The 26,628-nt window shown below is 39.6% G+C and carries 29 protein-coding genes; 1 reads left to right on the top strand and 28 read right to left on the bottom strand.

Annotated features, from left to right (window positions below):
• Positions 1-16 precede the first annotated feature (16 nt).
• The 11 genes from ACWIB3_RS04335 to mutY form a co-directional block, all read right to left on the bottom strand.
• Entirely contained in the window at positions 17-547 is a 531-nt protein-coding gene (locus ACWIB3_RS04335) for an LptE family protein (protein WP_185213043.1), read from the bottom strand.
• Position 548: 1 nt separating this feature from the next.
• Positions 549-1,820 (bottom strand): sigma 54-interacting transcriptional regulator, encoded by a 1,272-nt coding sequence (locus tag ACWIB3_RS04330; protein ID WP_454290983.1) that lies wholly within the window; start codon positions 1,818-1,820, stop codon positions 549-551.
• A 22-nt stretch (positions 1,821-1,842) separates the two neighbouring features.
• Positions 1,843-3,276 carry a tRNA (N6-isopentenyl adenosine(37)-C2)-methylthiotransferase MiaB gene (miaB, locus tag ACWIB3_RS04325; RefSeq protein ID WP_185213045.1) on the bottom strand — a complete coding sequence of 478 codons (1,434 nt, stop codon included), beginning with the start codon at positions 3,274-3,276 and terminating at the stop codon, positions 1,843-1,845.
• Positions 3,277-3,483: 207 nt separating this feature from the next.
• Positions 3,484-4,167: an OmpA family protein gene (locus tag ACWIB3_RS04320; RefSeq protein WP_313260521.1), complete on the bottom strand. Its 684-nt coding sequence runs from the start codon at positions 4,165-4,167 to the stop codon at positions 3,484-3,486.
• A 131-nt stretch (positions 4,168-4,298) separates the two neighbouring features.
• Positions 4,299-5,054, bottom strand: coding sequence for a hypothetical protein (locus tag ACWIB3_RS04315; RefSeq protein ID WP_185213047.1), 756 nt, complete (start codon positions 5,052-5,054; stop codon positions 4,299-4,301).
• A gap of 56 nt (positions 5,055-5,110) precedes the next feature.
• Complete coding sequence (locus ACWIB3_RS04310; protein WP_185213048.1) at positions 5,111-5,512, bottom strand: hypothetical protein; 402 nt, start codon at positions 5,510-5,512, stop codon at positions 5,111-5,113.
• Complete coding sequence (gene rlmD, locus ACWIB3_RS04305) at positions 5,513-6,922, bottom strand: 23S rRNA (uracil(1939)-C(5))-methyltransferase RlmD (RefSeq protein ID WP_454290982.1); 1,410 nt, start codon at positions 6,920-6,922, stop codon at positions 5,513-5,515.
• Between the two features lie 584 nt (positions 6,923-7,506).
• Positions 7,507-8,112: a TetR/AcrR family transcriptional regulator gene (locus tag ACWIB3_RS04300; protein WP_454290981.1), complete on the bottom strand. Its 606-nt coding sequence runs from the start codon at positions 8,110-8,112 to the stop codon at positions 7,507-7,509.
• A 90-nt stretch (positions 8,113-8,202) separates the two neighbouring features.
• Complete coding sequence (gene pheS, locus ACWIB3_RS04295; RefSeq protein ID WP_454290980.1) at positions 8,203-9,243, bottom strand: phenylalanine--tRNA ligase subunit alpha; 1,041 nt, start codon at positions 9,241-9,243, stop codon at positions 8,203-8,205.
• Between the two features lie 61 nt (positions 9,244-9,304).
• Complete coding sequence (locus tag ACWIB3_RS04290) at positions 9,305-9,757, bottom strand: single-stranded DNA-binding protein (protein ID WP_185213052.1); 453 nt, start codon at positions 9,755-9,757, stop codon at positions 9,305-9,307.
• Positions 9,758-9,782: 25 nt separating this feature from the next.
• A complete protein-coding gene (gene mutY / locus ACWIB3_RS04285; RefSeq protein ID WP_454290979.1) occupies positions 9,783-10,826 on the bottom strand; it encodes an A/G-specific adenine glycosylase in 1,044 nt (347 codons plus the stop codon).
• A gap of 128 nt (positions 10,827-10,954) precedes the next feature.
• Here mutY and ACWIB3_RS04280 point away from each other — a divergent pair, with 128 nt between their 5' ends.
• Positions 10,955-11,815: a M23 family metallopeptidase gene (locus tag ACWIB3_RS04280; protein WP_185213054.1), complete on the top strand. Its 861-nt coding sequence runs from the start codon at positions 10,955-10,957 to the stop codon at positions 11,813-11,815.
• A gap of 60 nt (positions 11,816-11,875) precedes the next feature.
• Here ACWIB3_RS04280 and ACWIB3_RS04275 read toward each other — a convergent pair whose 3' ends face one another.
• From ACWIB3_RS04275 to ACWIB3_RS04195, 17 genes are all read right to left on the bottom strand, one after another.
• Positions 11,876-12,748 carry an alpha/beta fold hydrolase gene (locus ACWIB3_RS04275; protein ID WP_454290978.1) on the bottom strand — a complete coding sequence of 291 codons (873 nt, stop codon included), beginning with the start codon at positions 12,746-12,748 and terminating at the stop codon, positions 11,876-11,878.
• 236 nt (positions 12,749-12,984) lie between these two features.
• Positions 12,985-13,755 (bottom strand): ABC transporter ATP-binding protein, encoded by a 771-nt coding sequence (locus tag ACWIB3_RS04270; protein ID WP_454290977.1) that lies wholly within the window; start codon positions 13,753-13,755, stop codon positions 12,985-12,987.
• Positions 13,755-14,759 carry a FecCD family ABC transporter permease gene (locus ACWIB3_RS04265; protein WP_185213057.1) on the bottom strand — a complete coding sequence of 335 codons (1,005 nt, stop codon included), beginning with the start codon at positions 14,757-14,759 and terminating at the stop codon, positions 13,755-13,757. The genes ACWIB3_RS04270 and ACWIB3_RS04265 overlap by 1 nt, the downstream gene beginning before the upstream one ends.
• A 33-nt stretch (positions 14,760-14,792) precedes the next feature.
• Complete coding sequence (locus tag ACWIB3_RS04260; protein ID WP_185217408.1) at positions 14,793-15,242, bottom strand: urease accessory protein UreE; 450 nt, start codon at positions 15,240-15,242, stop codon at positions 14,793-14,795.
• Positions 15,242-15,955: a hydrogenase nickel incorporation protein HypB gene (gene hypB, locus ACWIB3_RS04255; RefSeq protein WP_185213059.1), complete on the bottom strand. Its 714-nt coding sequence runs from the start codon at positions 15,953-15,955 to the stop codon at positions 15,242-15,244. Before hypB ends, ACWIB3_RS04260 begins: the two co-directional genes overlap by 1 nt.
• Positions 15,948-16,301, bottom strand: coding sequence for a hydrogenase maturation nickel metallochaperone HypA/HybF (locus ACWIB3_RS04250; RefSeq protein WP_185213060.1), 354 nt, complete (start codon positions 16,299-16,301; stop codon positions 15,948-15,950). The genes hypB and ACWIB3_RS04250 overlap by 8 nt, the downstream gene beginning before the upstream one ends.
• A gap of 1 nt (position 16,302) precedes the next feature.
• A complete protein-coding gene (locus tag ACWIB3_RS04245; protein WP_454290976.1) occupies positions 16,303-17,232 on the bottom strand; it encodes an urease accessory protein UreD in 930 nt (309 codons plus the stop codon).
• Positions 17,233-17,243: 11 nt separating this feature from the next.
• Entirely contained in the window at positions 17,244-17,858 is a 615-nt protein-coding gene (gene ureG, locus ACWIB3_RS04240) for an urease accessory protein UreG (RefSeq protein ID WP_093099259.1), read from the bottom strand.
• Between the two features lie 11 nt (positions 17,859-17,869).
• Complete coding sequence (locus tag ACWIB3_RS04235; protein WP_237219506.1) at positions 17,870-18,535, bottom strand: urease accessory protein UreF; 666 nt, start codon at positions 18,533-18,535, stop codon at positions 17,870-17,872.
• 22 nt (positions 18,536-18,557) lie between these two features.
• A complete protein-coding gene (locus tag ACWIB3_RS04230; RefSeq protein WP_185217411.1) occupies positions 18,558-19,052 on the bottom strand; it encodes an urease accessory protein UreE in 495 nt (164 codons plus the stop codon).
• A gap of 6 nt (positions 19,053-19,058) precedes the next feature.
• Complete coding sequence (gene ureC, locus ACWIB3_RS04225) at positions 19,059-20,912, bottom strand: urease subunit alpha (RefSeq protein WP_185213064.1); 1,854 nt, start codon at positions 20,910-20,912, stop codon at positions 19,059-19,061.
• A gap of 17 nt (positions 20,913-20,929) precedes the next feature.
• Positions 20,930-21,301, bottom strand: a complete 372-nt coding sequence (ureB, locus tag ACWIB3_RS04220; protein WP_185213065.1) for an urease subunit beta — start codon at positions 21,299-21,301, stop codon at positions 20,930-20,932.
• Between the two features lie 18 nt (positions 21,302-21,319).
• Positions 21,320-21,625: an urease subunit gamma gene (gene ureA, locus ACWIB3_RS04215; protein WP_185213066.1), complete on the bottom strand. Its 306-nt coding sequence runs from the start codon at positions 21,623-21,625 to the stop codon at positions 21,320-21,322.
• Between the two features lie 35 nt (positions 21,626-21,660).
• Entirely contained in the window at positions 21,661-22,857 is a 1,197-nt protein-coding gene (locus ACWIB3_RS04210; protein ID WP_454290975.1) for a porin, read from the bottom strand.
• Positions 22,858-22,931: 74 nt separating this feature from the next.
• Positions 22,932-24,314 carry a sensor histidine kinase gene (locus ACWIB3_RS04205; RefSeq protein ID WP_454290974.1) on the bottom strand — a complete coding sequence of 461 codons (1,383 nt, stop codon included), beginning with the start codon at positions 24,312-24,314 and terminating at the stop codon, positions 22,932-22,934.
• Positions 24,304-24,984: a response regulator transcription factor gene (locus ACWIB3_RS04200; RefSeq protein ID WP_185217416.1), complete on the bottom strand. Its 681-nt coding sequence runs from the start codon at positions 24,982-24,984 to the stop codon at positions 24,304-24,306. Before ACWIB3_RS04200 ends, ACWIB3_RS04205 begins: the two co-directional genes overlap by 11 nt.
• 107 nt (positions 24,985-25,091) lie before the next feature.
• Positions 25,092-26,621, bottom strand: coding sequence for a sulfatase family protein (locus ACWIB3_RS04195; RefSeq protein WP_454290973.1), 1,530 nt, complete (start codon positions 26,619-26,621; stop codon positions 25,092-25,094).
• Positions 26,622-26,628 lie beyond the last annotated feature (7 nt).

Below are 26,628 nucleotides of genomic sequence, written 5' to 3'. Positions count from 1 at the left end.
TTCAAAGGCTCTTTTTTTACCAGTTATTAAATGCGCGGTTAAATACATCTTCGGTCAACATCTTGACAATCTCTTGGTTTAAGGTCATTTCTTGGCTATTTACCTGTCCTCTAAATTCCTTAAACTGCGTAAAAGACTCCTCAAAGTCACTTTCACCGGTCTCATCTTTCCTATTCACGTATTTTACCTTAACCGTAATGGAGAGTCGGTTTAATGCTGCCATATCTGTCCCAGCTTCCACTGCCGCAGGCGTAATCGCATAGTTGGTGATCACTCCTGAAAAGATAGCATCTCCATCCTGATTTACTTGGCTCAACTTAGATTGGGTCCTGATACGCTCCTTCAACCCCTCCGTAAAGGTCTGGCTCAAGGTAGCAGATACAAAAGGCGAAATATTCTCAAATATCTCCACTGAATAGGTTTTCATGTTTTCGGGAATCGACCCGCCACTCAAACTATATTTTACACCGCAACCATTAAAAGTAAGTATTACTAAAGCAGCAACAATAAATGTAATGAAATTGCCTTTATTCTTAAAATTGGACATATTAATCTAAGTTCAAATCCTTAATCTTTCTATAAAGCGTACGTTCAGAAATCCCTAATTCCTGCGCCGCTGCTTTACGCTTGCCCTTATGCTTCTTGAGGGCTTTCTTGATCAAATCAGACTCCTTATCAAGTAAAGATAATGATTCTTCTACCTCTTCCACATCTTGGGTATCATACAAATAATCATTTGCATTCCCATTCGGCTGATTAGGATTATGGATGGTAATCGTTGGATTTGGATTAACAGAATAGTCTTCTGAACCAATGGCCGCAGAACTTGGCCTGATCTCCTGATACAATTGATTGATATAAGGTGAATTTTGATCCATGGTTCCTTGATTGAAACCCTTTTGCATCAACTCAACGACTAATTTCTTTAAGTCGACCATATCCTTCTTCATGTCGAACAGAACCTTGTACAACAAATCTCTTTCCGAGAAATTCTCCTTCGACTGATCCTTTAATGGCATCGGAAGAGTAGTACTTTGGGTCTCAACTGGCAGATAATGGCTTAAAATCTGTGCGTTGACCAACCTTTCCTTCTCTAGAACGGCAATCTGCTCTGCAATATTTTTCAATTGCCTCACATTTCCCGGCCAGCTATAGTTGCGCAACATTTCTTGCGCGTCCTCTGTAAGTTGAATACCCGGTGAACGGTATTTATCTGAGAAATCCACAACGAATTTCCTAAATAAAAGGACAATATCTTCCTTACGCTCTCGCAAAGCTGGAATACGTAATGGAACAGTATTCAATCTATAATATAGATCTTCCCTGAATTTCCCCTTCTTTACCGCTTCATAAACATCAACATTCGTCGCAGCAACTACGCGAACATTTGTTTTCTGAACCTTAGACGATCCAACACGGATATATTCACCCGACTCCAGAACCCGTAACAATCGTGCCTGCGTACCTAAAGGTAATTCACCAACCTCATCTAGGAAAATGGTCCCTCCATCAACGACTTCAAAATATCCTTTCCTTGCTTCATGGGCTCCCGTAAAAGAACCTTTCTCATGACCAAACAACTCAGAATCAATCGTTCCCTCTGGAATCGCACCACAGTTTACCGCGATAAACGGGCCATGCTTGCGACCACTTAATTGATGGATGATATGTGAAAACACTTCCTTACCAGAACCACTTTCACCTTGAATCAAAACCGAGATATCGGTAGGTGCTACCTGACGTGCAATATCGATCGCACGATTTAGTAATGGAGAATTCCCAATAATCCCAAACCTGCTCTTAATATCTTGATGATCCATTATTAATATTTAGTGTTTGATATTAATCAACTATTTTCCCAATCAATGTTGCAGATGTACAGCTTTCGCCTAACACATTCACATAATCTCCTACTTTATAGCGTTCATCTACTGGAAATACAACCATAGTATTTTGATCGTTTCTTCCGCAGAAATCCTTGTCAGAACGCTTTGAAGTCCCTTCAATCAATACTTTTTGAACCTGACCGACAAATTTTTCGATTCTATATAAGCTATGCTCACGTTGAAGATCCACAATCTCAGTCAACCTGCGTTTTTTAACTTCTTCAGGAATATCATCCTCATAACGTTTGGCAGCCAAAGTTCCCGGACGTTCTGAATAAGCAAACATATAGGCGTAATCATATTTTACATAATCCATCATGGAAAGGGTTTCCTGATGTTCTTCCTCAGTTTCAGTACAGAAACCGGTGATGACATCTGTAGAAATCCCACATTCTGGAATAATACGGCGAATGGCTTCAATTCTATTGATATACCATTCTCGGTCATAGGTCCTATTCATTAACTCCAATACGCGGCTGTTTCCAGACTGTACCGGTAAATGGATGTATTTACAGATATTCTCATATTTTGCCATGGTATACAATACCTCATCTGTAATGTCCTTAGGATGTGAGGTAGAAAACCTGATCCTTAATTCTGGACTCACTTCAGCAACCAAGGCCAACAATTGCGCAAAGTTCACGGTAGGCTTAGCCTCTTCTCCCTCTGCCACCGCTGGCGTATATTTATACGAGTCTACGTTCTGTCCCAATAAGGTTACTTCCTTGTACCCAGCATTGAATAGGTCTTGCGCTTCTTTCACAATTGATTCCACATCACGACTTCTTTCTCTACCCCTTGTAAATGGAACAACACAGAATGAACACATATTATCACATCCACGCATAATGGAAATGAACGCTGAAATACCGTTCGAATTTAATCGCACCGGACTGATATCAGCATAAGTTTCCTCCCTAGACAGCAATACGTTTACAGCACGACCACCTTCATCAACTTTTTCAATCAAATTAGGAAGATCACGGTAAGCATCTGGCCCAACCACAACATCCACCAACTTCTCCTCTTCCAAGAATTTAGCCTTCAAACGTTCCGCCATACAGCCTAAAACGCCCACAACCATCCCAGGGTTCTTAGCCTTCGCAGATTCAAACTCCTTCAGCCTATTCCTAACACGTTGTTCAGCATTCTCACGGATCGAACAGGTGTTGATAAACACTACATCGGCATCTTTATAGTCCTTGGTAGTCTCAAAACCCTTATCCATAAGGATAGATGCCACAATCTCACTGTCAGAAAAATTCATCTGACACCCGTAACTCTCTATATATAACTTACGCCCAGTGGATTTCCCTGTAGGCAGCATATCTAAAGCCTCGCCTTGACGAGATTCATCATGCGTTTTTGTTGTATGCGATAACTCTAACATAGTCATTTTTCAAAGACTACAAAGTTAGTAATTATCTATTAAACAAATGACAGTTTGTCAGCAGTTGAGGAAAATTTAACAAAAATCCCTCCCCAAGTCTGTTCCACCCTACCTTGGTTTTATAACAACTTCAACACAGTAATCAGCAAAATCCAAAAAAAGGGTGTCAATTTATTTGACACCCTTTTCAAATTATTTTTTACAGTCTTATTGACCTGCTTCTCTTTTAGCTTCTTCTTGCATTTTCTTACTTGCAGTAATAATGATCTCAACACGACGGTTTTCTGCTCTTCCTGCATCAGTATCGTTTGATGCAATTGGCTCAGAATAGTTTTTACCTTCTGTTTTGATACGGCTACCTGCTAAACCTTGAGAAACTGCGAATGATTTTACAGATGCGGCACGACCATTAGAAACTTTTTGGTTTGCTTGTAATGTACCTACGTTATCTGTGTGACCTAACACCAAGATTTCAGTATCTGGTTCTTTATTCAAGGTCTCAACTAATTTAGCGATGTTTTCCTTTGCAGATGGTTTCAAAGCTGTACTGTTGAAATCAAATAAAATTCCAGAGTCAAATTTTACCAAAATACCCTCACCTGCTTGCTCTACTTCAGCACCAGCTACTGTATTTTCGATCTCTTTGGCCTGTTTGTCCATTTTTTTACCGATCAAAGTACCTGCAGCTCCACCAATTACAGCTCCAGCGATTGCTCCAACTGCCGTGTTACCTGCTTTACTTCCGATTAATGCTCCAAGAGCACCACCTGATGCAGTACCGATTACTGCTCCTTTTGTAGTGTTACTACTATTTTGAATGGTTGAACAGCTAGCAAATAACATAGCTGATGTAGCTACTGTCAATCCATAAACCGCTAGTCTTTTATTCATTTTCATAATCAATTTGTTTATCTTTTATACTAAATAATTTATTGTCAATTTATAGTCAACTTATTTGCAAAGCCAATGCCAAAAGCTTTTTTATCACCTTTGTCAGTTGCAACATATTAATTATCAGTATCTTATTTTTCCTGAACAGGAATATCTAACTTCGGTAAACGTTGTGATTTAGGGCGTCCTTGAGCATTCCAAGTCTTAAAAGATGAATTGATGTAATTCATCAGATCGTATTGACCCCAACGCGACGCAGTGGCATAGGATGGTCTATAGATATCCATAAAAGATTGTAATTCCTCTCCTTCCAGATGGGTCAGTTTGGTAACAATGGTTTTATTGAAAATACGGTCTACCTTAGTTTCTTCAAGCTCTTGGTTCATGAACTTCTCAAAACGCTTCGCATTTTTGGCTTCCTTTCCAAAAAGGTTATACAAGGCTGTTGCAGGACTGGAAACATAGGTGCCAAATTTATTCTGTCCACCATTGTAGACTCCTTTGCTCTCGTAGTCATTCAACATCTCCTTCATCTCCATCTCCTTCGTACTACGGGTCACAACAACGGTCTCGATCCGATTTCCCGCCTGCAAATCCACCAAAATATCTTCTAGCGTGTTAATCCTAGTTTTGATAGGTCCATATCCAACTTTACTGATGGTAATGGTATCACCAACATTAACTTCAATATTAAAGACACCGTAAGAGTTACTCCTCACAGTTTGTTTGGTCCTCTGGTTGACCACGTTCGCATCACTAATCCTAGTGCTTGTCCCTTTTTCCAGAACCAATCCAGAAATTATGTTATCCTGATCTTGGGCATGTGCAGCAAGCGCCAAGAAAAACAATGTACATAACAGGGCAATATATTTTACTTTATTATACATCCAATTTTAAAGGTAATAATACTTTTGACTAGGAAATGTTAAAAAGTTTTAAATCACTATGCATTATATGGATAGAAAACAAAGTTTGCACCTTCTGGAACCACAACGAACAAACACATAAAATCATTCGCTGATTTGAAATTCCTTTCGAAATATTCTTTCTTATCTTCCTTTATGATCCCTCTATCGACAAACTCTTCCAGGGAACTCGCTTGAATGCTCCATTGTGTATTCAGCTCATCCCTGTCCAAGATCATTTCTCCCAAATCAACCTTCAACTGGTGGGCAACAAAAATAGGATACAGAGTATAGCCTTCTGCCATCATTTCAGCAGATACCTCTTGAATAGACTCCTTATAAAAATCGAGGTCTTTCTTCAAGCTTACTAATGGACTCTGTCCTTTTCCTGCTTTACCTTCTTCTTCGGGCCCTTTATTTAATAGATCCTGTAAATCCATTTATTTCTTCAATTTTAACAATACTACATTCTCAACATGTTGCGTATGGGGGAACATATCTACCGGTTTTATCCGCACAACCTCATACTTACTGGTTAAGCTTTCCAAATCACGTGCCTGAGTTGCAGCATTACAACTTACATACACTACTTTATCACTTTCCATTTCCAAAATCCTATCTACGACATCGGCATGCATACCTGCTCTAGGCGGATCGGTAATCACAACGTCTGGCTTCCCATGTTCTTGGATAAAATCAGCCGTCAACACATCCTTCATGTCACCTGCATAAAATTTCGTGTTATGGATTCCATTGGTCTCAGAATTGATTTTGGCATCCTCAATAGCTGATGGAACATATTCCACGCCAACAACCTCGCGAGCAGATCGCGCTACAAAGTTCGCGATAGTTCCAGCACCGGTATATAAGTCATAGACTAGCTCATCTCCTTTTAGATCAGCAAAGTCTCTGGTAATCTTATAAAGTTCGTATGCTTGTCTGGAATTTGTTTGATAGAAAGATTTAGGACCAACTTTGAATTTGAGGCCTTCCATTTCTTCATAGATAAAATCACGGCCTGAATAAACATGTATATCTTGATCAAAAATGGTATCATTCCTTTTTTGGTTGATGATATATAATAAAGAAGTAATTTCAGGAAACTTGTCTTTAATAAAGGACATCAATAAATCTACCTGTCCTTCTTCAGGATATGCAAAAACCACGATCACCATTAATTCACCAGTGGAAGAAGTTCTGATGATTAAATTTCGAAGGGAACCTTCATGGTCCCTTAGATCATAGAATGAAAAAAAGTTTTCTTTAGCAAATTCAAAAATGCTATTCCTAATATCGTTAGAAGGCTCTTGTTGCAAATAGCAATGGTCAATGGTCAAGATCTTATCAAATCTACCTGGAACATGGAAACCCAAAGCATCCATGGAATCCCCAGGTTCAACCTCATCTAGACTGGTCAACCAACGTTTGTTTGAAAAAGTATATTCCAGCTTATTCCTATAATATTCTGTCTGCGCAGAACCTAAAATCGGCTCCATTCCAGCAACATCCACTTTTCCAATACGGGACAAGGCATTCCCTACATACTGCTCCTTGAATTTCAGCTGAGATTCATAGGTCATGTGTTGCCATTTACAGCCTCCACACACACCAAAATGTGAACAGAATGGATCTATCCTATATTCAGAAGCCTTCTTCACATCAGAAATTTTACCCTCCGCAAAATTCTTCTTCTTGCGGATCAATTCAACATCCACCACATCTCCAGGCACTGCCCGCTCAATAAATAAAACTAAATTATCATGCTTGGCAACTCCCTTGCCCTCTTCCGCAATGTCAATAATCTCAACATCCGTAATAAACTTCTTTTCCTGAGGTATTCTTCTTCCCATATTGGCGCAAAAATACGCAAAAATTTAATAGCAAAATGATTTAACAATCGAGACAGCAATGTGCTAATTAATTCTACTGTTAGATAATGGAAAAAGATTAAGGAAAACAGAACCGAGCGAAATATTTATCTTATTAATCTACCCAAAAGAATTTCAATATTAATCAACATGATTGCGTAGGGCTATACGACTGGCCCCAAAGACTATTGTCATTAAGTTAAGGATTTTCTTTTTTGAGGTCACAATTTTATAGGGTCTTCTCAAAACAAACGCCCATTCTTCCGAAGGAAGTCCCATATCTCTCGGCTCATTTCCAATGGCGGAAAAATGGAAAGAATGCCGTTGCTGTGTGCGATGGGATTGGCCTTGGATGCTTTCAAGAAATTCTCCCATCTAAAGGGAGAATTTTGAAGAACGGCATCCTCGACATCAAGGCATTCTTTTCTTGTGTGAATGACTGTGCGAAAAGCCATCTTAAATGAGCCGAAGCCTTTTGGTTACTTTTGGCCTTCAGAAGTAATGAAGAATCTGCATAATGATTATTTCTTAACTTAACTACATTGCCCCAAAGCCCTATAATGTGCCTATTGTCTTATATCTAAAGCCTCTTTCTTAGACTCCAAAAGAGTAGCTTCAACTAAATAGGGAAGGATTTCTTTCTGGAAGGAAATAAAATTCTTACGCACATCGGCCTCAGATACAGCAGTAAATGCGAAAGAAAATACAATGTTTTTGGAAGTTTTAATAAGGAAGGTCAATCGTTCTTCGGGAATCATATTGGCAATGGTTTCATTCTGCATAAACGAACGCAGCAATAGAAACTCCAGGTCATCCGAAAGAAGTTTAAGGTACTCCTGGGCATTGACCGACTCACGGATAAATTCCCAACCAACAAATTCATTACAGACCGTATAGGTTACACGGCTAACCCTCAAAATGGTATTGGCAAGGAAAAGTGCCAGGTCTTTTTCTTTCACGTTCTTGTTCAGGATATCATAGACATTGTCCTGGATATAATCCATCAGGACCTCATGTAAAATCAACTCCTTACTTGCGAAATATTTATAGAAGGTTGCTTTAGCAATGGAAGCATTCTTGGCCAGCTCATTAACACTGGTTTTATTATAGCCATATTTCCTAAATAGATCTCTTGCAGATTTCTTTATTGCTATAACCACTTTGTCTTCCATGAAGCTGTTTTTTTTGAATTTGGGATTCAACTTTTTATATGATTCTACCCAAGACCCTTAAAATCTCGGGTAGAATACAAACCAATTGGTTTAAATAATCTCTGTCTCAAATTGAGATAAGAAACGAACATCGTTTTCTGAGAACAAACGCAGGTCGCGGATCTCATACTTCAGGTTTGTGATCCTTTCGATACCCATACCGAAGGCAAAGCCTGAATATTTCTTACTGTCGATTCCACAATTATCCAACACGTTCGGATCTACCATACCACAACCAAGGATCTCTACCCAACCTGAATATTTACACATCTGGCAACCTGCCCCTTTACAGATGGTACAGGAAATATCCATTTCAGCTGAAGGTTCAGTAAAAGGGAAATAAGATGGACGGAACCTCACTTTTGTGTCTTCTCCGTACAATTCTTTCACAAAGTGATATAATGTCTGTTTCAAATCAGCAAACGACACATTCTCATCCACATATAATCCTTCGATTTGGTGGAAGAAACAATGCGCTCTCGCAGATATTGCTTCATTACGGTATACTCTTCCCGGCATCAAAGCGCGGAAGGGAGGTTTCCCTGCTTCCATCAATCGAACCTGAACCGAGGAGGTATGCGTACGAAGCACAACATCATTTCCATCTTGCTTCTTGATAAAGAATGTATCCTGCATATCCCTAGCTGGATGCTCTGGAGCAAAATTTAACGCTGAGAAGTTATGCCAATCATCCTCAATCTCATTTCCTTCAGCAACTACAAAGCCCAACTTCTTGAAAATCTCAACAATCTCTTTTCTTACTAAGGAAAGTGGGTGTCTAGATCCCAAGGTGAAGCCTGGACCTGGTAAAGTCAAATCTCCTTCAGGATTTGCCGATTGACCTTCAGATTGATCTGCAAATTGTTCCGATGCCTCTTTAAATGTATTTTCAGCAAACTGCTTGAACTCATTCAATACTTTTCCTAAAACCCTCTTTTCATCCGAGGATACCGTCTTGAACTCTTCAAACAGGTTTTTCACGATGCCTTTATACACCAAAAACTTTAATCTAAATGCTTCAACATCTTGGGCTGAACTTGGCGCAAATGCCTTTATCTCTTCAGTATACTGCGTTATCTTATCTTGCAACATGTGTCAAAGATACAGCAATTTTAAAAAATAAATGAAATGGTACAATATTTAATTAGGTAGATTAAAATGGTAGACCATCACTATCGTCGTCATTCTCTGTAAAGTCGACGGCTTGTTCCTTTGGTTCACTGCTAGTGGGGGCTCCACTCGTGGCACTCTGTTGTGGGCTTTGAGGCTCAAAATCAGAACGTCTACCCAATAAATTAAAACTCTCTGCTACGATCTCTGTCGTATAGCGACGGATACCTTCTTTATCTTCATAAGAACGTGTCCTCAATTTCCCTTCTATGTAGACCAATTTCCCTTTACTCAGGTACTTTACCGCAACATCTGCCAGACCGCGCCACAATACGATGTTGTGCCATTCAGTCTGCTCTACACGACGGCCATCCTTGTTGAAAGTCTCCGAAGTTGCCAACGGAAAACTAGCAACACTTACATTTCCTTCTAAATAGCGGATTTCTGGGTCTTTTCCAAGATGACCAACTAAAATAACTTTATTTACTCCCGACATACAATAATTTAGGATTTAGTGAGCACTAAAAATAATGTTCCACAAAGGAACTAATCAGTTTATGTTTAGCTAATGTATCTAATTTTTCTAATAAAAAATAATTCCAAAAGCTTTTTTTGACCAATTCCCGATTATCCATATCAAGGCTATAAAAGCGGGCAAAAATATTCTGATGGCTTAAAATATGCTTCACTTGCCCTTTTATCATTTTAGGAACTGTTTCCCCAAAATTATTCCTGTACTCTTCTAATTGTACCAATTCTGCTACATTCAAATCCCCTTCACTCTCTATCAACGGAAACTCATACAAATTGGCCCAAACATCTCCTTCGGATCGTTGTGACATCAAAACAGACCCCTCTTTTTCAATTATAAAGTAATGAAAATACCTATCTCTACTTTTTTTTCCTTTTAGTTTAACCGGCAATCTATCAACTAAACCCTCTTCATAGGCCCTACAATCTAACCTCAAGATGCAATCTTCACAATTTGGATTCTTGGGCTTACATTGCAGGGCACCAAAATCCATTATTGCCTGATTGTATTCCGCAGGATGCTCCCGATCTAACATCTCTTCAGCCAATTTGGAAAAAAGCTTTTTCCCAGAACTGCTGTTGATCGCCTCATCTATTCCAAAATATCGAGATAATACCCTAAATACATTTCCATCCAGAACAGCATGCGCTTGGTTGCTGGAAAAAGAGGAAATGGCCGCAGCTGTATATTCCCCAACACCGGGCAATGCCAAAAGCATCTGATAATCAGTAGGGAATTCCCCATTATGCCTATCCAAAACCTGCTTACTCGCCTTATGCATGTTCCTCGCCCTAGAATAATAGCCCAAGCCTTGCCATAATCTCAAAATTTCAGACTCCTCTGCTTTCGCAAACTTTGTTACATTAGGATAGTTCTCTAAAAATTTGAAAAAATACGGCATCCCTTGCTCAACCCTTGTCTGCTGAAGGATGATTTCTGATAACCAAATGATATAGGGATTCTTGGTCTCACGCCATGGTAGAGCTCTTTTATGCTGAGCATACCAGGTTAAGATTCGTTCCGAAAATGACATAATACAAAGATGATAATTTTAACCCTCCCTATTCCTTAAAAAGTTATAAAATGTTAAAATTTCTTGCAATTATTTTAACATCCTCTATTTTTACGCCCGGCTAACATAAAGTGGGAGAGTAAAATACTATGACAAAAAAGAAGACTGCCGTTGAAATTCTAGACTCAAACGGCGATTCGAACTTGAAGATTCAGATTCCAACTATTGTTTTAAAAAATTGGAAATATATCCTAGCTGGAGGAATCTTCTGTATCTGCTTGATATGTGCAACGATTGTATATGTTGCCACAAAATCAACAAGTGACCATTACGAAGAACAATTGACTAAGAAGATTGAAGCGCTCGAAAAAGCGAAGCAATCCTTGGCTCTGGAAGAAGCAACCAACCAACTTAGTACAGTTCAAATCCAAAAATCCTTCGATGCTATTGATAGTGCAGTAAACCAAATTAATGCCAAAATGCGCAGAAGAGGTTTAAAAGAGTTTGCGCCGAAGCTTAAAAACGCTGGTGGACCGGTAGAAGAAGAAGTTAATCTACCTGAACTTATCAAATACTATGAAGCAACGGTCAAGAAACTGGACAAAAAATTGGAAGGTGTGCCTTTGGGAACTCCCCATAATGGAAGGATTACCTCTAGATTCGGATACCGTAGAAACCCTTTTACAAACCGAGGCCTTGAAATGCATTCAGGTATTGACATCAGCGGAAGAACAGGTGAGCCAATTACGGCCACAGCTGCTGGTAAAGTAGTTTATGCTGGATATAAAGGGCAATATGGGAAAGTCGTAATCGTTGAACATACCAACGGTTGGGAAACTAGATACGCCCATCTTTCAAGCACTAAAGTAAAAAAAGGTCAAAAGGTAGAGGCCGGTCAACAAATTGGAAGACTTGGTAGCACCGGTAGATCAACCGGACCTCATCTTCATTATGAACTATTGAGTTTCGGAAGAAAAATAAATCCTGAAAAAACACTGATCTTCAACTAAAAGATCATAAAACATAAAAAAAGGCTTTCTTTTAACCAAGGAAGCCTTTTTTTATGCCCTTTATAATTTGTCTAAAAAGAATTTCAAGTTTTCTTTAAATTGATCCGGACAAGCATAATGCAAATTATGGTTATCACAATCATAAACCTTTAGCTGGATTAGATCGGGATGTAGGTTTTTCAGGTCATTATTCCCTTTGCTGGTATCAAACAAATCATCTGGCCCTTTAGCTTCAATAATTAAGAGAGGAACATCCAGTTTTGCATAAATTCTCAAGGGATCAATATTTACCATGGATGCAGCATATTTACTTGTAGACTCTGGCGAATTTAAAACCTGCAAATAATGTAGCCTATCCTGCATATGCATATACTCATTTAATCCTTTATAAAGTATCCATTGCTTTTCCTTCCGCTTCATAAAACCAAAGGATTGCCAAAGTGAATCCGAATCTTCCAAAGACTTTATATTCTTGTATATTTCAAAGTCTGAACCATACGCAGCAAATAACAGCTCCTTCAAATCATCTGGGAATTCAACGGTCAGTAGGAATTCTTCCAACTTGTCTTGCTCCATCGCATCAAACATACGCTTGAATGAAACTGAACCACCTTCTTCTAGGATAATGGCACGAACCATTTCTGGATATTTCTGATAAAATGCCGTAGCAAGATAAGCTCCTCTTGAAAACCCAGCAATTACCGTTTGATTGACTTCCTCATGCTTCAACAAGTGCGCAAGATCGTCTGCAAAATTCCAGAAATCAAGATCCTCCTTAGGTATTTCGGTTAATCCATGTCCATAATGATCTATTGAAAGGACACAGTAACCCTGGTTGACCAGTTCTTTAGCAAATGGATAAAAATCATAAGCCGACAACAGACTTCCCGGTAACCAAACAAAGACCTTCCCTTTATTTTCACCCCATTTCAAATATGAAATTCTATGATTTTTAGTTTGAACAGATTTCCTGTGTTTAGATTCAAAGGACTGAAACTTCGCTTTATCTTTTAGAAATTCTCCATATAGCCCAGAATCATTCTCCTGGGAATAGCAAGAATCAGATAGGAAAAATATACTTAATAACAATAGAAGAAATCGAGGCATACTGATTAGCAAATGGATTCACCTCAAAAATAATATGTTTATTGGATTTAACTGATTTATTATCACACAATCCTTGGAACGATAAGTTGCCCACCCAAATAATCCACCCCAGCTAACTTAACTTGATAGGTGGCCTCTAAGGCCGAAATCCTTTCTTTTGGATTATCGCTTGACAATTCATTCAACCGTCCTTCGTTCATCAAAAAATGCCGGTCTCCATAGAGCAAGGCCAAATTCGGATCATGCATAATACAGATCACGGTAGTACCTTTACTCACTAGTCGCTTTAAATGGTCTAGAACTGCCACTTGATAATGTAAGTCCAAGTGATTGGTTGGTTCATCCAATAATAATACCGAGGGCTCCTGCAAAAGTACCCTGCACAATAATATCAGTTGCCGCTCTCCTCCCGAAAGCGAAGTATAAGGTTTGTCCCTAAGGTGCAACAGACCGAATGACTCCAGAGCAGAATCTACCAAAGCTTTGTCCTGAACGGTTGGCGAAAATTTGGAGAATGCAGCCCTACCTGTCAACAGGACATCCAATACCTTGAAGGGAAAGGTACTATGATGGAACTGTGGCATAAATCCAATCCTAACCTTGGCATTTTGATGGGGCTTGATTTTCCTCCTCTCCATACCACCAAAAACTACCTCGCCTCTATACTCCCTTTCCATCCCTGAAAGAATATTAAAAAGAGTAGATTTCCCACTGCCATTCCTTCCCAAAATCACACTAAATTCAGCAGAACGGAATTCAGCATTCAACTCCTTCAGGACCTGATGGCCTGAAAACCCAAAAGTCAAACCTTTTATGCTAATCAACTCTTCCATTAGTTCCAGTTTACAGCGTTTTTTCGCATCAAGTAAATAAATAATGGTGCCCCTAGCAACATCGTAAATACACCGATCGGTATTTCAAATGGCATTAAGGTCCTAGATAGATCGTCGATCAACAATAAAAATGACCCTCCGATACTAATATTTGCAAAGACACCGATTTGATTATTGGGTCCAAAAATAATTCGGGTAAGATGAGGAACGATCAATCCAAACAGACTGATCATGCCCACTGCAGAAACCGAAGCAGCAGTTATCATGGTTGCCAAACCTATCATCAATAATTTCATTCCCTTGGGATTTACACCCACTGCCATAGACTCTTCATCCCCTAAAGCCAGTAAATTTAACCTCCACCGGAAGATGATAATCAACAATATCCCTCCAACAATGGGTAGGACTGAACTGTTCAGCTTTGCCCATGAAGCTGTATGTAGATTTCCCATGGTCCATTGCACAATAGCCTGTAATTTATAGGGGTCGCTCATATATTGCAAGACCGTTAAAAAAGCGGTAAATACCCCGGAAATTATCATTCCCGACAAGACCATGGTGATCAAAGTCGTTCTGGTCTTTGAATAGGATACCAAGTAGGTAATGCCAACAGCCAAGACTCCAAATAAAAAAGCAGAAAAAGTAATGGAAAAAAAGGAAACCAGCATGGAAAGTGCGGCTCCAAATGCTGCCCCTGAGGAAATCCCCAGTGAAAAAGGATCCACAATTGGGTTCCTAAAAATCGCTTGCAATACCGCTCCTGAAACTGCAAGTGCTGCCCCTACCAAAAAGGTCAACAATATCCTCGGTAATCTTACCTGCCATAAAATAGTGGCCATATTCTCATTTACAGTTCCACTGCCGCCAGTTGGATGAAGAGCTGCAACAATATGGTCATAGAGCTCCTCAATTCCCAACACTCCCGTACTTCCCCATGCCAATGAAAAAATAACAAGAAATATAGGAACCAAAAAAAGTAAGATGACTTTCAATCGCTTAATCATTCCATTTTTTGTTTTCAAAAGCCTTAACCCTCCTTAAATAAAGTTTCCGAAGGCTTTCAATGCTGCACTCGGTAATAAGGTCATTTCCTCTAAGACCACTTGGTCATCAAATTTCTCCTTCAGCGCCTGGAATAAACGTCCATCATAAGAAACTGCAATCCTGTCGTCAGCTACTTGAAAGATCGGCAGATGTCGATTTCCCACGTCATAACAGAACTTCCCAACGGTATGGATCGAAGTTGAAGTCAATAGAATACAAAGACAGGCTTTGATCCGGATCCGAATGGAAATTTCTGCATCTTGATAGATTAACTGCCCATCTTGAAAGGTCGCCTTTTCAGGCAGCTGAATCTTTACGGCAAGACCTGATACCGTTTTCCTGTTCAAATAAGTCCTATTGACTTCATACCATTCCAATTCTAGGAAATCATCCTTATCATGTTTAGGAATTGACTTGCTGACCAATTTTTCAATGATAATCATTAGACTACCTGGGAAATTGCCTTCTTCTCAGCTACTTTATTCTTTAACCAATCACACCATTCATCTAAACCCTCACCCTTCAAACTGCTGATGGATATAACTTCTAGATTAGGATTGACTTCCCTGGCATCTTTTGCTGCGGCCTCCACTGAAAAAGGAACATACGGCAACAAATCCGCCTTTGAAACCAACATCAATTCACTGGTCAAAAACATCCTTGGATATTTCTTGGGCTTGTCATCGCCTTCAGTAGCTGCCAATACCGTTACCCTATAATCTTCACCTAGATCGAAGGCTGCCGGACAAACCAAATTCCCAACGTTCTCAATGAACAAAAGGTCTACATCTGTTAGATCGATATGGTCCAATGCCTGCAATATCATCTGCGCTTCGATATGGCACATTCCTCCGGTCACGATCTGAAGGGCATTGATGCCAACCTCTCGCATACGGACCGCATCACGCTCGGTTTCTGGATCACCAACCAATACGGCAATATTTAATTCCTTACCTAATCGCTTCCCAGTCTCTTGCATCAAGGTTGTCTTTCCACTTCCCGGAGAGGAACAGATATTGATCACACAGATATTAGGAATCCTGTCGCGAATGGCTTTTGCAACAAAATCATTTGCCTTCAATAAATTCAAAGAGGTATTATCACATTGCACAGAGCCTACTGGCATCTGATTACTTTTTGCTGTACGATTACTCATGGTCTTTCTTTTTAAATGTCACTTTACTAATTTTCAATTCTTCACCCTGCACTATTTTGTCCGAACCTTTTCCACATGCACAAACAAAGCGATGGTACTTCACCTCAAATTCCTCCCGGCAATCTTTGCAGTATGCTATAATCGGTAAAATCTCAACGTCAAGTTCAACGTCAGCATATTCTGAAAATTCCTCCTTATAGGCCTCAAAGGCATTGTGTATCAATACCGGCTGAATATTACTCAGTAAGCCAGCTTGTATCTCTACCCCGACGATATCCTTAAAGGTTTCTGGATATGCCTGTTCTAAGGTTTGGAAAATATCTTTGACAATGGATAGTTCATGCATATTATTCGGCTATTACTTCTAACTTCTTGATAGATTCTGCTTTTTTGAATGCTTTTTTTGCAGCCTTCTTTTTTATGGGAACTTCTAAAGGAACCTCCTCAGCTGTCTCCTCTTCAATGACCTCCCGCTTGGGATTAAGCTCCTCAATTTTATGCTGGGAAAACTCCCAACATAACTGCCCCAGCATCAATAGAAAATCATACAACAGTTCTCCATTATTCCCCAATGCCCTAAAGATGACAACATCATTAGCTGCCTGGGTGAATCCATATGTTATATCCTCATAATCCTGTACCAATATCTCATCCAGTTCAACCTTCAGGTCCTTGGCAAAGGAGCTTGAAAACAGCAAGGTTGCCTGATGGGTATAGCCCTCAAAGAACAACATCTTCTGGATCGGTTGCTTAGCTGGACTTAGAAACTGATTATCAATAAAAATGAGTTTATTATCCTTATAGATTTTTGTCAAGGAGTGAAGCTGGCTAAATACAAAAGACTCTTTCATATGTACCCGGCCAGAACAGATAATATCACCCCAAATCAACACAGCATCCTTATCCATATGGATTTCATTTTTAGCCAGAAAAATGGAATCCTTAAAGGGAGTTATGGGATGTGGGATATAGTGAAATATTGCATTTCTTTCCAATTGGATCTGAGTTTCCTGAACCGCTCCTATCTTCATGGGATGAACCTTGTTAAAAGATTGAGTGAACAACTTAAGTTCAGCCGCCTCTTTCACATGGACATCTATGGTCAATTTATCCTCATCCATTACACCTGGAGATGCACTCATGATGATCATTTCCAGATGTTCATGGAAGGTAGGTGAACCGTAATAAGTCAGTTTATAGGGAGCACTGTGATAACTCTCTTTTAAAACAGTTTTTTGGTTTTCTTTCTCCGCATTTATCTTAATTGCACTATCCATAAAACTGAGTTTTAATTCTCTAAAAGAGCATACTTCTTAATCCAATTTTTTACATCTTCCAATCCATCCAAAGTCATCATATTGGTAAAGATAAATGGCCTATCCCCTCTCATCTTTAAGGTATCCTTTCTCATGACCTCAAGATCAGCATTGACATAAGGAGCCAAATCTATTTTATTGATCAACAAGAGGTCCGATCGGGTTATCCCAGGACCACCTTTTCTTGGCATTTTCTCACCTTCCGCCACATCTAATACAAAGATGGTTACATCGGCCAAGTCAGGGCTAAAAGTTGCCGTTAGGTTATCTCCGCCACTTTCCACAAATATGATCTCAGCATCAGGAAATCGGGAGGCAAGATCCTCCACAGCTTCAATATTCATTGAAGCATCCTCGCGAATTGCTGTATGAGGACATCCCCCCGTTTCCACTCCCATGATGCGTTCGGCAGGTAATGCTGAATTTTGTTGAAGATACATAGCATCTTCCTTGGTATAGATATCGTTGGTAACAACACAAATGCTGTAATCCTCAGACATAGACCTTGTCAGTCTTTCAATCAATGCTGTTTTCCCAGAGCCAACAGGCCCTGCAACACCTATTTTTACGTAATTTCTTGCTGGCATATTTTTATGTTTTATGAAATGTAGATCCGTGTATATAGTTTTTCATGTTGCATGCAACGTATATCTTGAGCTACACAACAATTGCCGACCAGATCTTCCTTCAAATCGGCCTGTTTCTCAACCAAGTCATTAATGAGTGGCTGAAGTTTAAATAAAATCTGTTGCGCATCCATTTGGCTAATAGGAACCAGTTTGGCACAGTTGGTTACAATGCCATTTAAAGAGTTATAATAGAATGCACTCAATGCATCCTTATAATCAATCTTTTGCGCATGTGCATACATTGCAAATGCCATGGCATAATGCCCATGGTACTCATTGGCTTGAATGCCTTTCAGATAACTGCTGCATCGAGCCACAGGATGTAATTTCTCCGTCAACTTCAAGAACCTAATCCCAAGTTTCTTGCTCGCATCTCTGATCTCAAACGGGGCCTTATAAGCTGTTATTAAGGCGTCTAATTCCGCAATCCGCTTTTTGGTTGCCCTGGATTCACAGATCTCCCAAGTTTTATGGAAAAATGCGGCATCGTTATAGTAAAAGCTATTCTCCAACATGGAACTTGCATATTCCCGGGCAGTCTTGCTATCCTTGACTATCCCCTTAAATATGTAGGTTTCCAATCCATAAGAATGCGTAAATCCTCCGATCGGAAATACCGAATCGTTAATTTGCATGAGGGTCAACAGTGGATTCATCTTAATCTTCCTTTACTAATATTATTTTATTCTTAAAATTTGATACCTGATGCATCTTTAGTACATCAGTCCTTTCAATAACTCGTTCTTCAATCAATGGCCGGAATCCTGCTCTTTTTAATTGATCAAACAAAGGTTTTTCGAATGCCGTTATGACCTCATTTTGGTCATTGATAAATATTGGAATATGCTTATTCCCAATCTCAAAACAGGCAATCGCCATTTCCTTGATCGATTGCGGCTCAAAAACAATACAAGAGCAGGGCAATACCCGTACAACAATGCAAATTCCATCCGCATCATATAGCACATCTCCGTCCTCAAGTGCCACAGAGTCTAGGTTCCTGAAGCCTAACTCTTTCCCACCTGTACTATATGCCCGGATTATTCTTTTGGTTGTATCAAACCATTCCAGTTCTAAATATTCTATGGGATTTATGAAAACTCCAGAGCCTGAATGATGGATATTGCCTTTTATTGCTCTTGATACCAGCATGATTACTTAAAACAAGAAATATCTTTGTGCCATAGGAATTTCGCTAACCGGTTCACAGGTCGCTAAAACTCCATCCACGGTTACTTCATATGTATCTGGATTAACCACAATATTTGGCGTGGCACTGTTATGGACCATATCTTTTTTCATAACGGTCCTACAGTTTTTCACTGGCAAGTTCTTTCTGCTCAATTTCAATTTCTCCATATTCCCATTGTCAATGGAAATCTTGGATACGAAATTATAGCAAACAGAAGGCAAAGCACGTCCATAACTACCAAACATTGGCCTATACATGACTGGCTGTGGTGTAGGGATGGAACCATTGGCATCACCCATTTTTGAACTCAGGATCATTCCTCCTTTGATGATCAATTCAGGCTTCACGCCAAACATGCTCGTTTTCCACAATACCAAGTCAGCATATTTGCCCTTTTCGATGGACCCGATGTATTCATCTATACCATGCGCTTTAGCTGGATTTATTGTGTATTTAGCGATATAGCGTTTCACACGGAAGTTATCACTGTCCTTACCTTTATCCTCCGCTAGTGGACCACGTTGTACTTTCATTTTGTGCGCTGTCTGGAAAGTCCTTGAAATAACTTCACCAACTCGACCCATTGCCTGGCTATCCGAACTCATGATTGAGAATACACCCATATCTTGGAAGATATCCTCAGCGGCCATCGTCTGTGGACGGATCCTGGAATCGGCAAACGCTACGTCTTCCTTAATCTTTTTGTCCAAGTGATGCACCGCCATTAACATGTCCAAATGCTCATCTACTGTATTTACAGTAAATGGTTTGGTCGGATTCGTCGATGCTGGAAGGATATTCGGGTACATAGCGATCTTGATAATATCTGGAGCATGCCCTCCACCTGCACCTTCCGTGTGGAAGGTATGGATCACACGACCATTAATGGCAGCAACAGAGTCCTCTAAGAAACCCGCCTCATTTAAGGTATCGGTATGTATGGCAACTTGAACATCATATTTATCGGCCACTTTCAGCGAGGCGTCAATGGTAGATGGAGTAGCACCCCAATCCTCATGGATCTTTACCCCCAATGCACCGGCTTCAATCTGCTCCTCAATTGGTTTCATCGTGGAAACATTTCCTTTCCCAAAGAATCCAACATTGACAGGGATGTTCTCAAATGCTTCGAACATCTTTTCTAAATACCATTTCCCTGGTGTAACTGTAGTAGCATTGGTACCATCAGCTGGTCCAGTACCACCACCGATAAAAGTCGTAACTCCACTGTACAATGCTGTTTCAACCTGTTGAGGACTGATAAAGTGAATATGCGTATCGATTCCTCCAGCAGTAAGGATCATTCCGGCACCACTGTGGACTTCAGTAGACGCACCGATCACCATGCCATCAGTCACCCCTGCTTGAATATCTGGATTACCCGCTTTTCCAACTCCAACGATTTTTCCATCCTTAATACCCACATCGCCTTTTACAATTCCCCAGTGATCAATGATGATGGCATTGGTAATTACAAAATCTAGCACACCTTCATCACGCAAGGCACGTGCAGATTGCCCCATTCCATCACGGATGGTTTTACCGCCACCAAATTTGTTCTCTTCACCATATACATTGAAATCTTTTTCTATTTCAATAAAAAGCTCTGTATCGGCCAATCTAACTTTATCCCCAGTGGTCGGGCCAAAAAGTGATGCATACTTATCCCTAGGGATATGTAAAACGCCATCTATGTATTTAACCGATGATTTATCGATTCCTAATTTCTCTAATCCGAGTGCATCCAAACGCATTGCTGCAGTTCCAGCGGTTGTCAATCCAACCACTTTGATCCACTCTCTTCTATTCCATGTTCCCATTTTTACTGTGTTTTATGTTATTTGGAATTCCTATATTTTAGTTCTTTTATTTTAGCCATGGCAGCTGATTTCACTTTGGAGTCTGTAACCTTTCCATTGGTCAAACCGTTGAAACCATGAACCTCTTTATTGCCTCCGATCTCCACCAAAATGACCTTCTTCTCTTCTCCCGGCTCAAATCGGATAGCGGTACTGGCAGGAATGTTCAAGCGCATGCCGAAGGCCTTCTCTCTATCGAAAGACAAAAATTTGTTGACTTCAAAAAAATGATAATGCGACCCTATCTGAATAGGTCGATCACCTTCATTCTTTACAGAGATATCAACGGTCTTATGACCGTCATTGGCAATAATCTCCTCCTTTTTCAATATGTATTCTCCTGGAACCATCTTATGTTTTTTTAAAGGTTAACGAATTGGATTATTTACGGTAACTAACTTTGTACCATCGGGAAATGTTACCTCCACCTGAATATCATAGATCATTTCTGGGACACCTTCCATCACTTGGCTTTTTGTCAACAACTTAGTGCCGAACTCCATTAAATCTGCAACAGATTTCTTTCCCACTCGGGCCTCTTCCACAATCTGTGAACTGATATACGCTATGCTTTCTGGGTAATTTAACTTGACCCCCTTCTGGAGTCTTTTTGCAGCTAGCTCTCCGGCTAGATACAACATCAACTTTTCAGTCTCTCTCGGTGTTAATCGCATATGTTTTTTTGTATATATTTTTTTCTTATCCTCTTTTACAAAACTGGAATGGTAAAGTAAGCCCCTAGGGACAACCTGTTAAATTGTTGCCTATCCATGTTTACTACATCTTTGTATGAAACCGTATTTCCCATGTAGCCCAAATAGAACCTGAGGTCTTTTGTTAAGAATGGCTTATGTTGTAAGGCAGCGAAATAGGTATAGTTTGTCCTGAAATCATTCCCTAACTCATCATCCGCATTTGACCCGGCGGTCTCCACTCCTCCTTTTAAGGCAATCTCCCATTTGTCCGCCAAGAACTGGTCAAACCTTAAAATGGCAGATTTATAAACGATATCCTTCGAAAGGGTTCTTGCAGCCCCGGTCCTTGCATAGAAATCATTGATAACATTGGAACCGATTAAGGCATGATCAACCGCATAATATGAATATTGAAGATCTAGATAGATCATTTGACGATCGGTCTTGTACTTATTCGCTAAAGAAACGGCATGGTTGGTATTGCCTTTTGCAAATTGAGATATATTATAAGACCATTTTGTATTGAATTTTTTTTCAGCAAATGCTCCTATCCAGGTAAAGTATGCTCCTAACGGTGCTTTCGATGCTTCCAGCCCAGATGCTGAAAGGTTATTGTCTGCCAATAATCTATCAAAACTGTGGTTACTGGTATTATAGACCTGCAGATTTAGGGAATGATTGGGATCGACCTCATAACTCAGCATTCCTCCGACCACAAATAGATTTAAGATACGGTCTACGTAGTCTGTAAATTTATACTCATAAATGGGGTTATTCTCGAATTCATAACTACCCACAATTGCACTTTGCTTTCCTAAGGTAACCGACCATTTATTGTCTTTGCCGAATTTGTATTTCAAAAAAGCAAAATCTAATGCAGCAGATCCATTGTCTTGACTAGTGGGTGCAAAGGAGCGGTTAAGCCTAAACCTAACCTTATAAGAAAGTTGGTCATTGTAATCCCCTCCTAATAAAATACGCGCATCATCGAGATTGGCATTTACCTTACTGTCATCATTCCCTAAGTTGTTGGCATTTAATCCAGCCCGGAGCAACACATCTAAATTGATCAGCTTGGAAGCCTTGGGTTCTTTTTGCCTAATGCTGTCTTGTTCGGATTGTTCGTTCAACAAAGAATCGGTCAATTCTTCAGCTTGGGAAAGCTGTAAAAATAAAAGGGGAAAAAGGATTATCAGGAGATGTTTTTTCATGTCGAAATTATTCGGTACTGACCAAATATAGTTTCAACATATAAAAATGAAATTAGCCTGAAATTAGAATGAGATTAGAAAGATGGTTTAGGGATTTTCACACTGACCGTAGTCCCTTTATTTTCCTCCGTATCAAGCTCTAATTGAACATCATGCAAGATGAAAATATTGCGCGCCAAAACTAATCCAAGGCCATTTCCATAGATCTCGCCGACATTGGAAGCCCTAAAAAAGGAATAATAGATATTGGAAAGATCTTTTTCTGGAATACCGATTCCTTGATCAATAATTTTAATAATGATAAACTCCTGATCAAATTCCATGAGAACTTTTACCGCTTTGTCGTCACCATATTTTATGGCATTGGACAATATATTACTAAAGGCAATATAGAACAGATCTGGGTTTGCTTTCACCAATAGATCATCACTATCTTCCGGAATATTGCTGAGATCAAACTGAACTTTACTGTTGCTGTTTAACTCCGTTTCGGTTTTAATTACTTCAAATAATAATTCATCGATACGGACAGGAAGTATATCTCTAATTTTCCGTTGGCTCCCCAAACTCGACATCACCAAAAGGTCCTTGATCATAAACTTCATCCGGTTGGTATGGTGTATAATCGTGTCTATTGACTGATAGGCATCATGCGATCGGTCGATTTGTTGTTGTGCAAGTTCTGCTTCCCCTCCGATAATGGTCAATGGAGTTCGTAGGGAGTGGGATGCATTCCCAATAAAGCTTTTTTGCAATTGGACCGCAATATCCAAACGGTCAAGCATGGAATTATAGTTAGTATATAATTGATCAATTTCATCGCCTTCACTACTGAATTTATTGCTAAGTCGATGATCAAGGGTGGCAATGTTGACCTTTTCCAGTTCATCATTCAGTACTTTCAACGGATTAAGTATCCTATTGGCAAAATAAAAAGCCAACCCAATGATGAACACAAAGGAAATTAAACCGCCCGTTAGCAAAGTCTGATCAAGGTCCTTTTGCTCTCCATGTCCATAGTCATCAATCCCCTCAGAAATCACCAATAAGTTCTCGGCATGCTGCTTATCCTCAAAAAACAGGGCTAAATAAGAAACATTTTTATGGAGAAAGGTAGCTCTCCCCTCTTCGATTGCAGTTTTATAAAACTCAGATGGCATAGGCAGGTCAGGCTTGATCCGCAATTGGTTGCTCCCTTTAACAATCCTGAGGTAATAATCATTTCCTTCTGCCAACTGCTTCAGGTATTTCCGCTTTACCTCATAATAAATTTGATTGTTATACTCATCATTTTGAATGATATGTTCCCCAACTATGCGGGCATTTTCTTCTAAACGATGGAAAAATTTGGTCTGTAAGCTGTCTCTGGTAAAATAGGAGACATAGTAGGCAAATAGTACGATCAAACTAATTGCTATTAAGGAAAAGGATAATATGATCTTTACCTTAATTTTCATTCCGCATCACGTATCCCATACCAATAACGGTATGGATTAACTTGTTCTCGTATTGTTTATCGACCTTTTTCCGAAGATAGTTGACATAGACATCAACCACATTGGTACTCATGTTGATATCCATCTCCCAAACTTCCTCCAGGATATCCATCCTTGAAATCACCTTGTTTTTATTGACCATCAGATATTCCAATAAGCGGAATTCCGTAGCGGTCAAGGAAATAGCCTTTCCGTCACGTGAAACATATTTACTGGACCTGTCTAATATCAGGTCGCCTATCTGGATAAGATGATTGCTGGAATTGTTACTGTTGGATTTACGTAATTGCCTATGAATCCTAGCTTTGAGTTCTTCAAGCTTAAAGGGTTTTGTCATATAATCATCGGCATCCCTATTGAAGGCTTCTACAACATCTTCTGTTTGATCCAAAGCTGTCAAGATCAAAATAGGAACATCCTTGTCAAAGCTGCGTATCTGTCTGCAGACATCCAACCCATTCATTTGCGGTAACATAACATCTAATATAATCAGATCAAACTTCTTGGAGCTAGCTAATTTTAACCCACTTATGCCATCATTGGCTACAGAAATTTGAAAATCCTCATATTTCAACCCGCGTTGAATAAGGGATATTACTGAACTCTCATCTTCGACTAATAATATTTCCAATACTTTTTAGATATAATACGTGAACCGTAATAAATATACAAAAAAGTGAAAGTTATTTGCTTAAAGTCTAATAAAAGGGTTCAATTAAATTAAAATTTTACATTAATCTAATTTTTAGATAATATCATCTTCGCATCCTCATCCTCTAACCTATCAACCTCTTGCTTCAATAATTTCTCTAATCGAACCTGTACTTTCTTGAATTTTGCTTGCCCATAGACATTCCTCATCTCACGCGGATCTGATTTCATATCATATAATTCCCAAGCATCCACTCTTTTATAGAAACGGATCAATTTATAACGTCCATCGCTCACACCAAAATGGGGTGAAACCGCATGTTCTCCATTCTCATAATAATGATAATAGATCTGATCTTGAATATCTTTTTTCTTGCCGTTCAACAAACTCAAGAATGACCTACCTTGCATATCAGCAGGCACCTTCGTTCCACTCAATTCCAAGAAGGTCGGACCAATATCAACATTGGAAACCATTCCCGTAATTTTGGAATTTGGCTTGATCATGCCGGGCAGTTTCATCAACATGGGGGTACGGAATGATTCCTCATACATAAAGCGTTTGTCAAACCAGCCATGCTCACCCATATAAAAGCCTTGATCGGAAAGATAAAGCACCAAGGTATTGTCCTCTAGGTTCTGCTCCTTTAAATAATCCAATACGCGGCCAATATTGCGGTCCATCGACTCGGCTGTATTTAAATAATCAACCATATAACGGTGATATTTCCATTCTGCCAGGGCTTTTCCGCTCAGGTTTGATTTTTTCAACTCCTCATAGATTGGTTTATAGTAATCTACGTAAGCTTGGAATTGTTCATCAGTCATCCGGCTGAAATTTCCATCAGCGCGCATTTTCTCGATATTTTCAAACATCTTCAGGTCATAGCCCATCTGCATATCCTTATCGATACTCATCTCTTGCTGCGCAGCTGCCTTTCTACCTGCATAATCATCATAGAAGGTTTCAGGTAATGGGATCTGCTTATGATCATTTTTACCGAAGTCTTCAATGGCCGGCATCCAGGTCCTATGTGTATTTTTATGGCCTATGATCAAGCAAAAGGGCTCTTGCTTATCCTGTCCTTTTAACCAATCCAATGCTTTATCAGTCACCAAGTCCGCTACATAGCCATCCTCTCTTGCCACGACTTCCTTCTCCCCTTCTTTACTGCTGATAAAATCGGGATTAAAATAATGTCCCTGTCCGGTTAGGATACTATAATAGTCGAATCCTTCCAGTTTTCTGCCCAAATGTATCTTACCGATCCAAGCTGTTTGGTAACCATTGTTATGAAGTTCTTTAATGAAGGAGTTCTGACCATGGTTGAAATTAGAGGTCTCATTATCCTTAAATCCGTTTTTGTTGCTATATTTTCCAGTCAATAAGCTGGCGCGACTCGGCCCACAGATCGAATTGGTGACATACCCACGCGTAAAAATAGCCCCCTCTTTTGCAATCCGGTCCAAATTTGGCGTATGGCCAACCTTGGAACCATAGGCTCCAATGGTCTGGTAGGAATGGTCATCAGAAATAATAACTACAATATTGGGCTTACGCTGTGCGAAAGTTGCCAAGCTGAATAGGCAAAAACAGATAAAAGTTAGTATGCGCATGAATTCT

The sequence above is a fragment of the Sphingobacterium sp. NPDC055431 genome, assembly GCF_053644255.1.
This window is presented reverse-complemented; position numbering and strand designations above follow the sequence as displayed.

Coding starts and splice junctions, on each gene's coding strand:
- ACWIB3_RS04335 (WP_185213043.1), bottom strand. CDS start 547: ATGTCCAATTTTAAGAATAAAGGCAATTTCATTACATTTATTGTTGCT.
- ACWIB3_RS04330 (WP_454290983.1), bottom strand. CDS start 1,820: ATGGATCATCAAGATATTAAGAGCAGGTTTGGGATTATTGGGAATTCT.
- miaB (WP_185213045.1), bottom strand. CDS start 3,276: ATGTTAGAGTTATCGCATACAACAAAAACGCATGATGAATCTCGTCAA.
- ACWIB3_RS04320 (WP_313260521.1), bottom strand. CDS start 4,167: ATGAATAAAAGACTAGCGGTTTATGGATTGACAGTAGCTACATCAGCT.
- ACWIB3_RS04315 (WP_185213047.1), bottom strand. CDS start 5,054: ATGTATAATAAAGTAAAATATATTGCCCTGTTATGTACATTGTTTTTC.
- ACWIB3_RS04310 (WP_185213048.1), bottom strand. CDS start 5,512: ATGGATTTACAGGATCTATTAAATAAAGGGCCCGAAGAAGAAGGTAAA.
- rlmD (WP_454290982.1), bottom strand. CDS start 6,922: ATGGGAAGAAGAATACCTCAGGAAAAGAAGTTTATTACGGATGTTGAG.
- ACWIB3_RS04300 (WP_454290981.1), bottom strand. CDS start 8,112: ATGGAAGACAAAGTGGTTATAGCAATAAAGAAATCTGCAAGAGATCTA.
- pheS (WP_454290980.1), bottom strand. CDS start 9,243: ATGTTGCAAGATAAGATAACGCAGTATACTGAAGAGATAAAGGCATTT.
- ACWIB3_RS04290 (WP_185213052.1), bottom strand. CDS start 9,757: ATGTCGGGAGTAAATAAAGTTATTTTAGTTGGTCATCTTGGAAAAGAC.
- mutY (WP_454290979.1), bottom strand. CDS start 10,826: ATGTCATTTTCGGAACGAATCTTAACCTGGTATGCTCAGCATAAAAGA.
- ACWIB3_RS04280 (WP_185213054.1), top strand. CDS start 10,955: ATGACAAAAAAGAAGACTGCCGTTGAAATTCTAGACTCAAACGGCGAT.
- ACWIB3_RS04270 (WP_454290977.1), bottom strand. CDS start 13,755: ATGGAAGAGTTGATTAGCATAAAAGGTTTGACTTTTGGGTTTTCAGGC.
- ACWIB3_RS04265 (WP_185213057.1), bottom strand. CDS start 14,759: ATGATTAAGCGATTGAAAGTCATCTTACTTTTTTTGGTTCCTATATTT.
- ACWIB3_RS04260 (WP_185217408.1), bottom strand. CDS start 15,242: ATGATTATCATTGAAAAATTGGTCAGCAAGTCAATTCCTAAACATGAT.
- hypB (WP_185213059.1), bottom strand. CDS start 15,955: ATGAGTAATCGTACAGCAAAAAGTAATCAGATGCCAGTAGGCTCTGTG.
- ACWIB3_RS04250 (WP_185213060.1), bottom strand. CDS start 16,301: ATGCATGAACTATCCATTGTCAAAGATATTTTCCAAACCTTAGAACAG.
- ACWIB3_RS04245 (WP_454290976.1), bottom strand. CDS start 17,232: ATGGATAGTGCAATTAAGATAAATGCGGAGAAAGAAAACCAAAAAACT.
- ureG (WP_093099259.1), bottom strand. CDS start 17,858: ATGCCAGCAAGAAATTACGTAAAAATAGGTGTTGCAGGGCCTGTTGGC.
- ACWIB3_RS04235 (WP_237219506.1), bottom strand. CDS start 18,535: ATGCAAATTAACGATTCGGTATTTCCGATCGGAGGATTTACGCATTCT.
- ACWIB3_RS04230 (WP_185217411.1), bottom strand. CDS start 19,052: ATGCTGGTATCAAGAGCAATAAAAGGCAATATCCATCATTCAGGCTCT.
- ureC (WP_185213064.1), bottom strand. CDS start 20,912: ATGGGAACATGGAATAGAAGAGAGTGGATCAAAGTGGTTGGATTGACA.
- ureB (WP_185213065.1), bottom strand. CDS start 21,301: ATGGTTCCAGGAGAATACATATTGAAAAAGGAGGAGATTATTGCCAAT.
- ureA (WP_185213066.1), bottom strand. CDS start 21,625: ATGCGATTAACACCGAGAGAGACTGAAAAGTTGATGTTGTATCTAGCC.
- ACWIB3_RS04210 (WP_454290975.1), bottom strand. CDS start 22,857: ATGAAAAAACATCTCCTGATAATCCTTTTTCCCCTTTTATTTTTACAG.
- ACWIB3_RS04205 (WP_454290974.1), bottom strand. CDS start 24,314: ATGAAAATTAAGGTAAAGATCATATTATCCTTTTCCTTAATAGCAATT.
- ACWIB3_RS04195 (WP_454290973.1), bottom strand. CDS start 26,621: ATGCGCATACTAACTTTTATCTGTTTTTGCCTATTCAGCTTGGCAACT.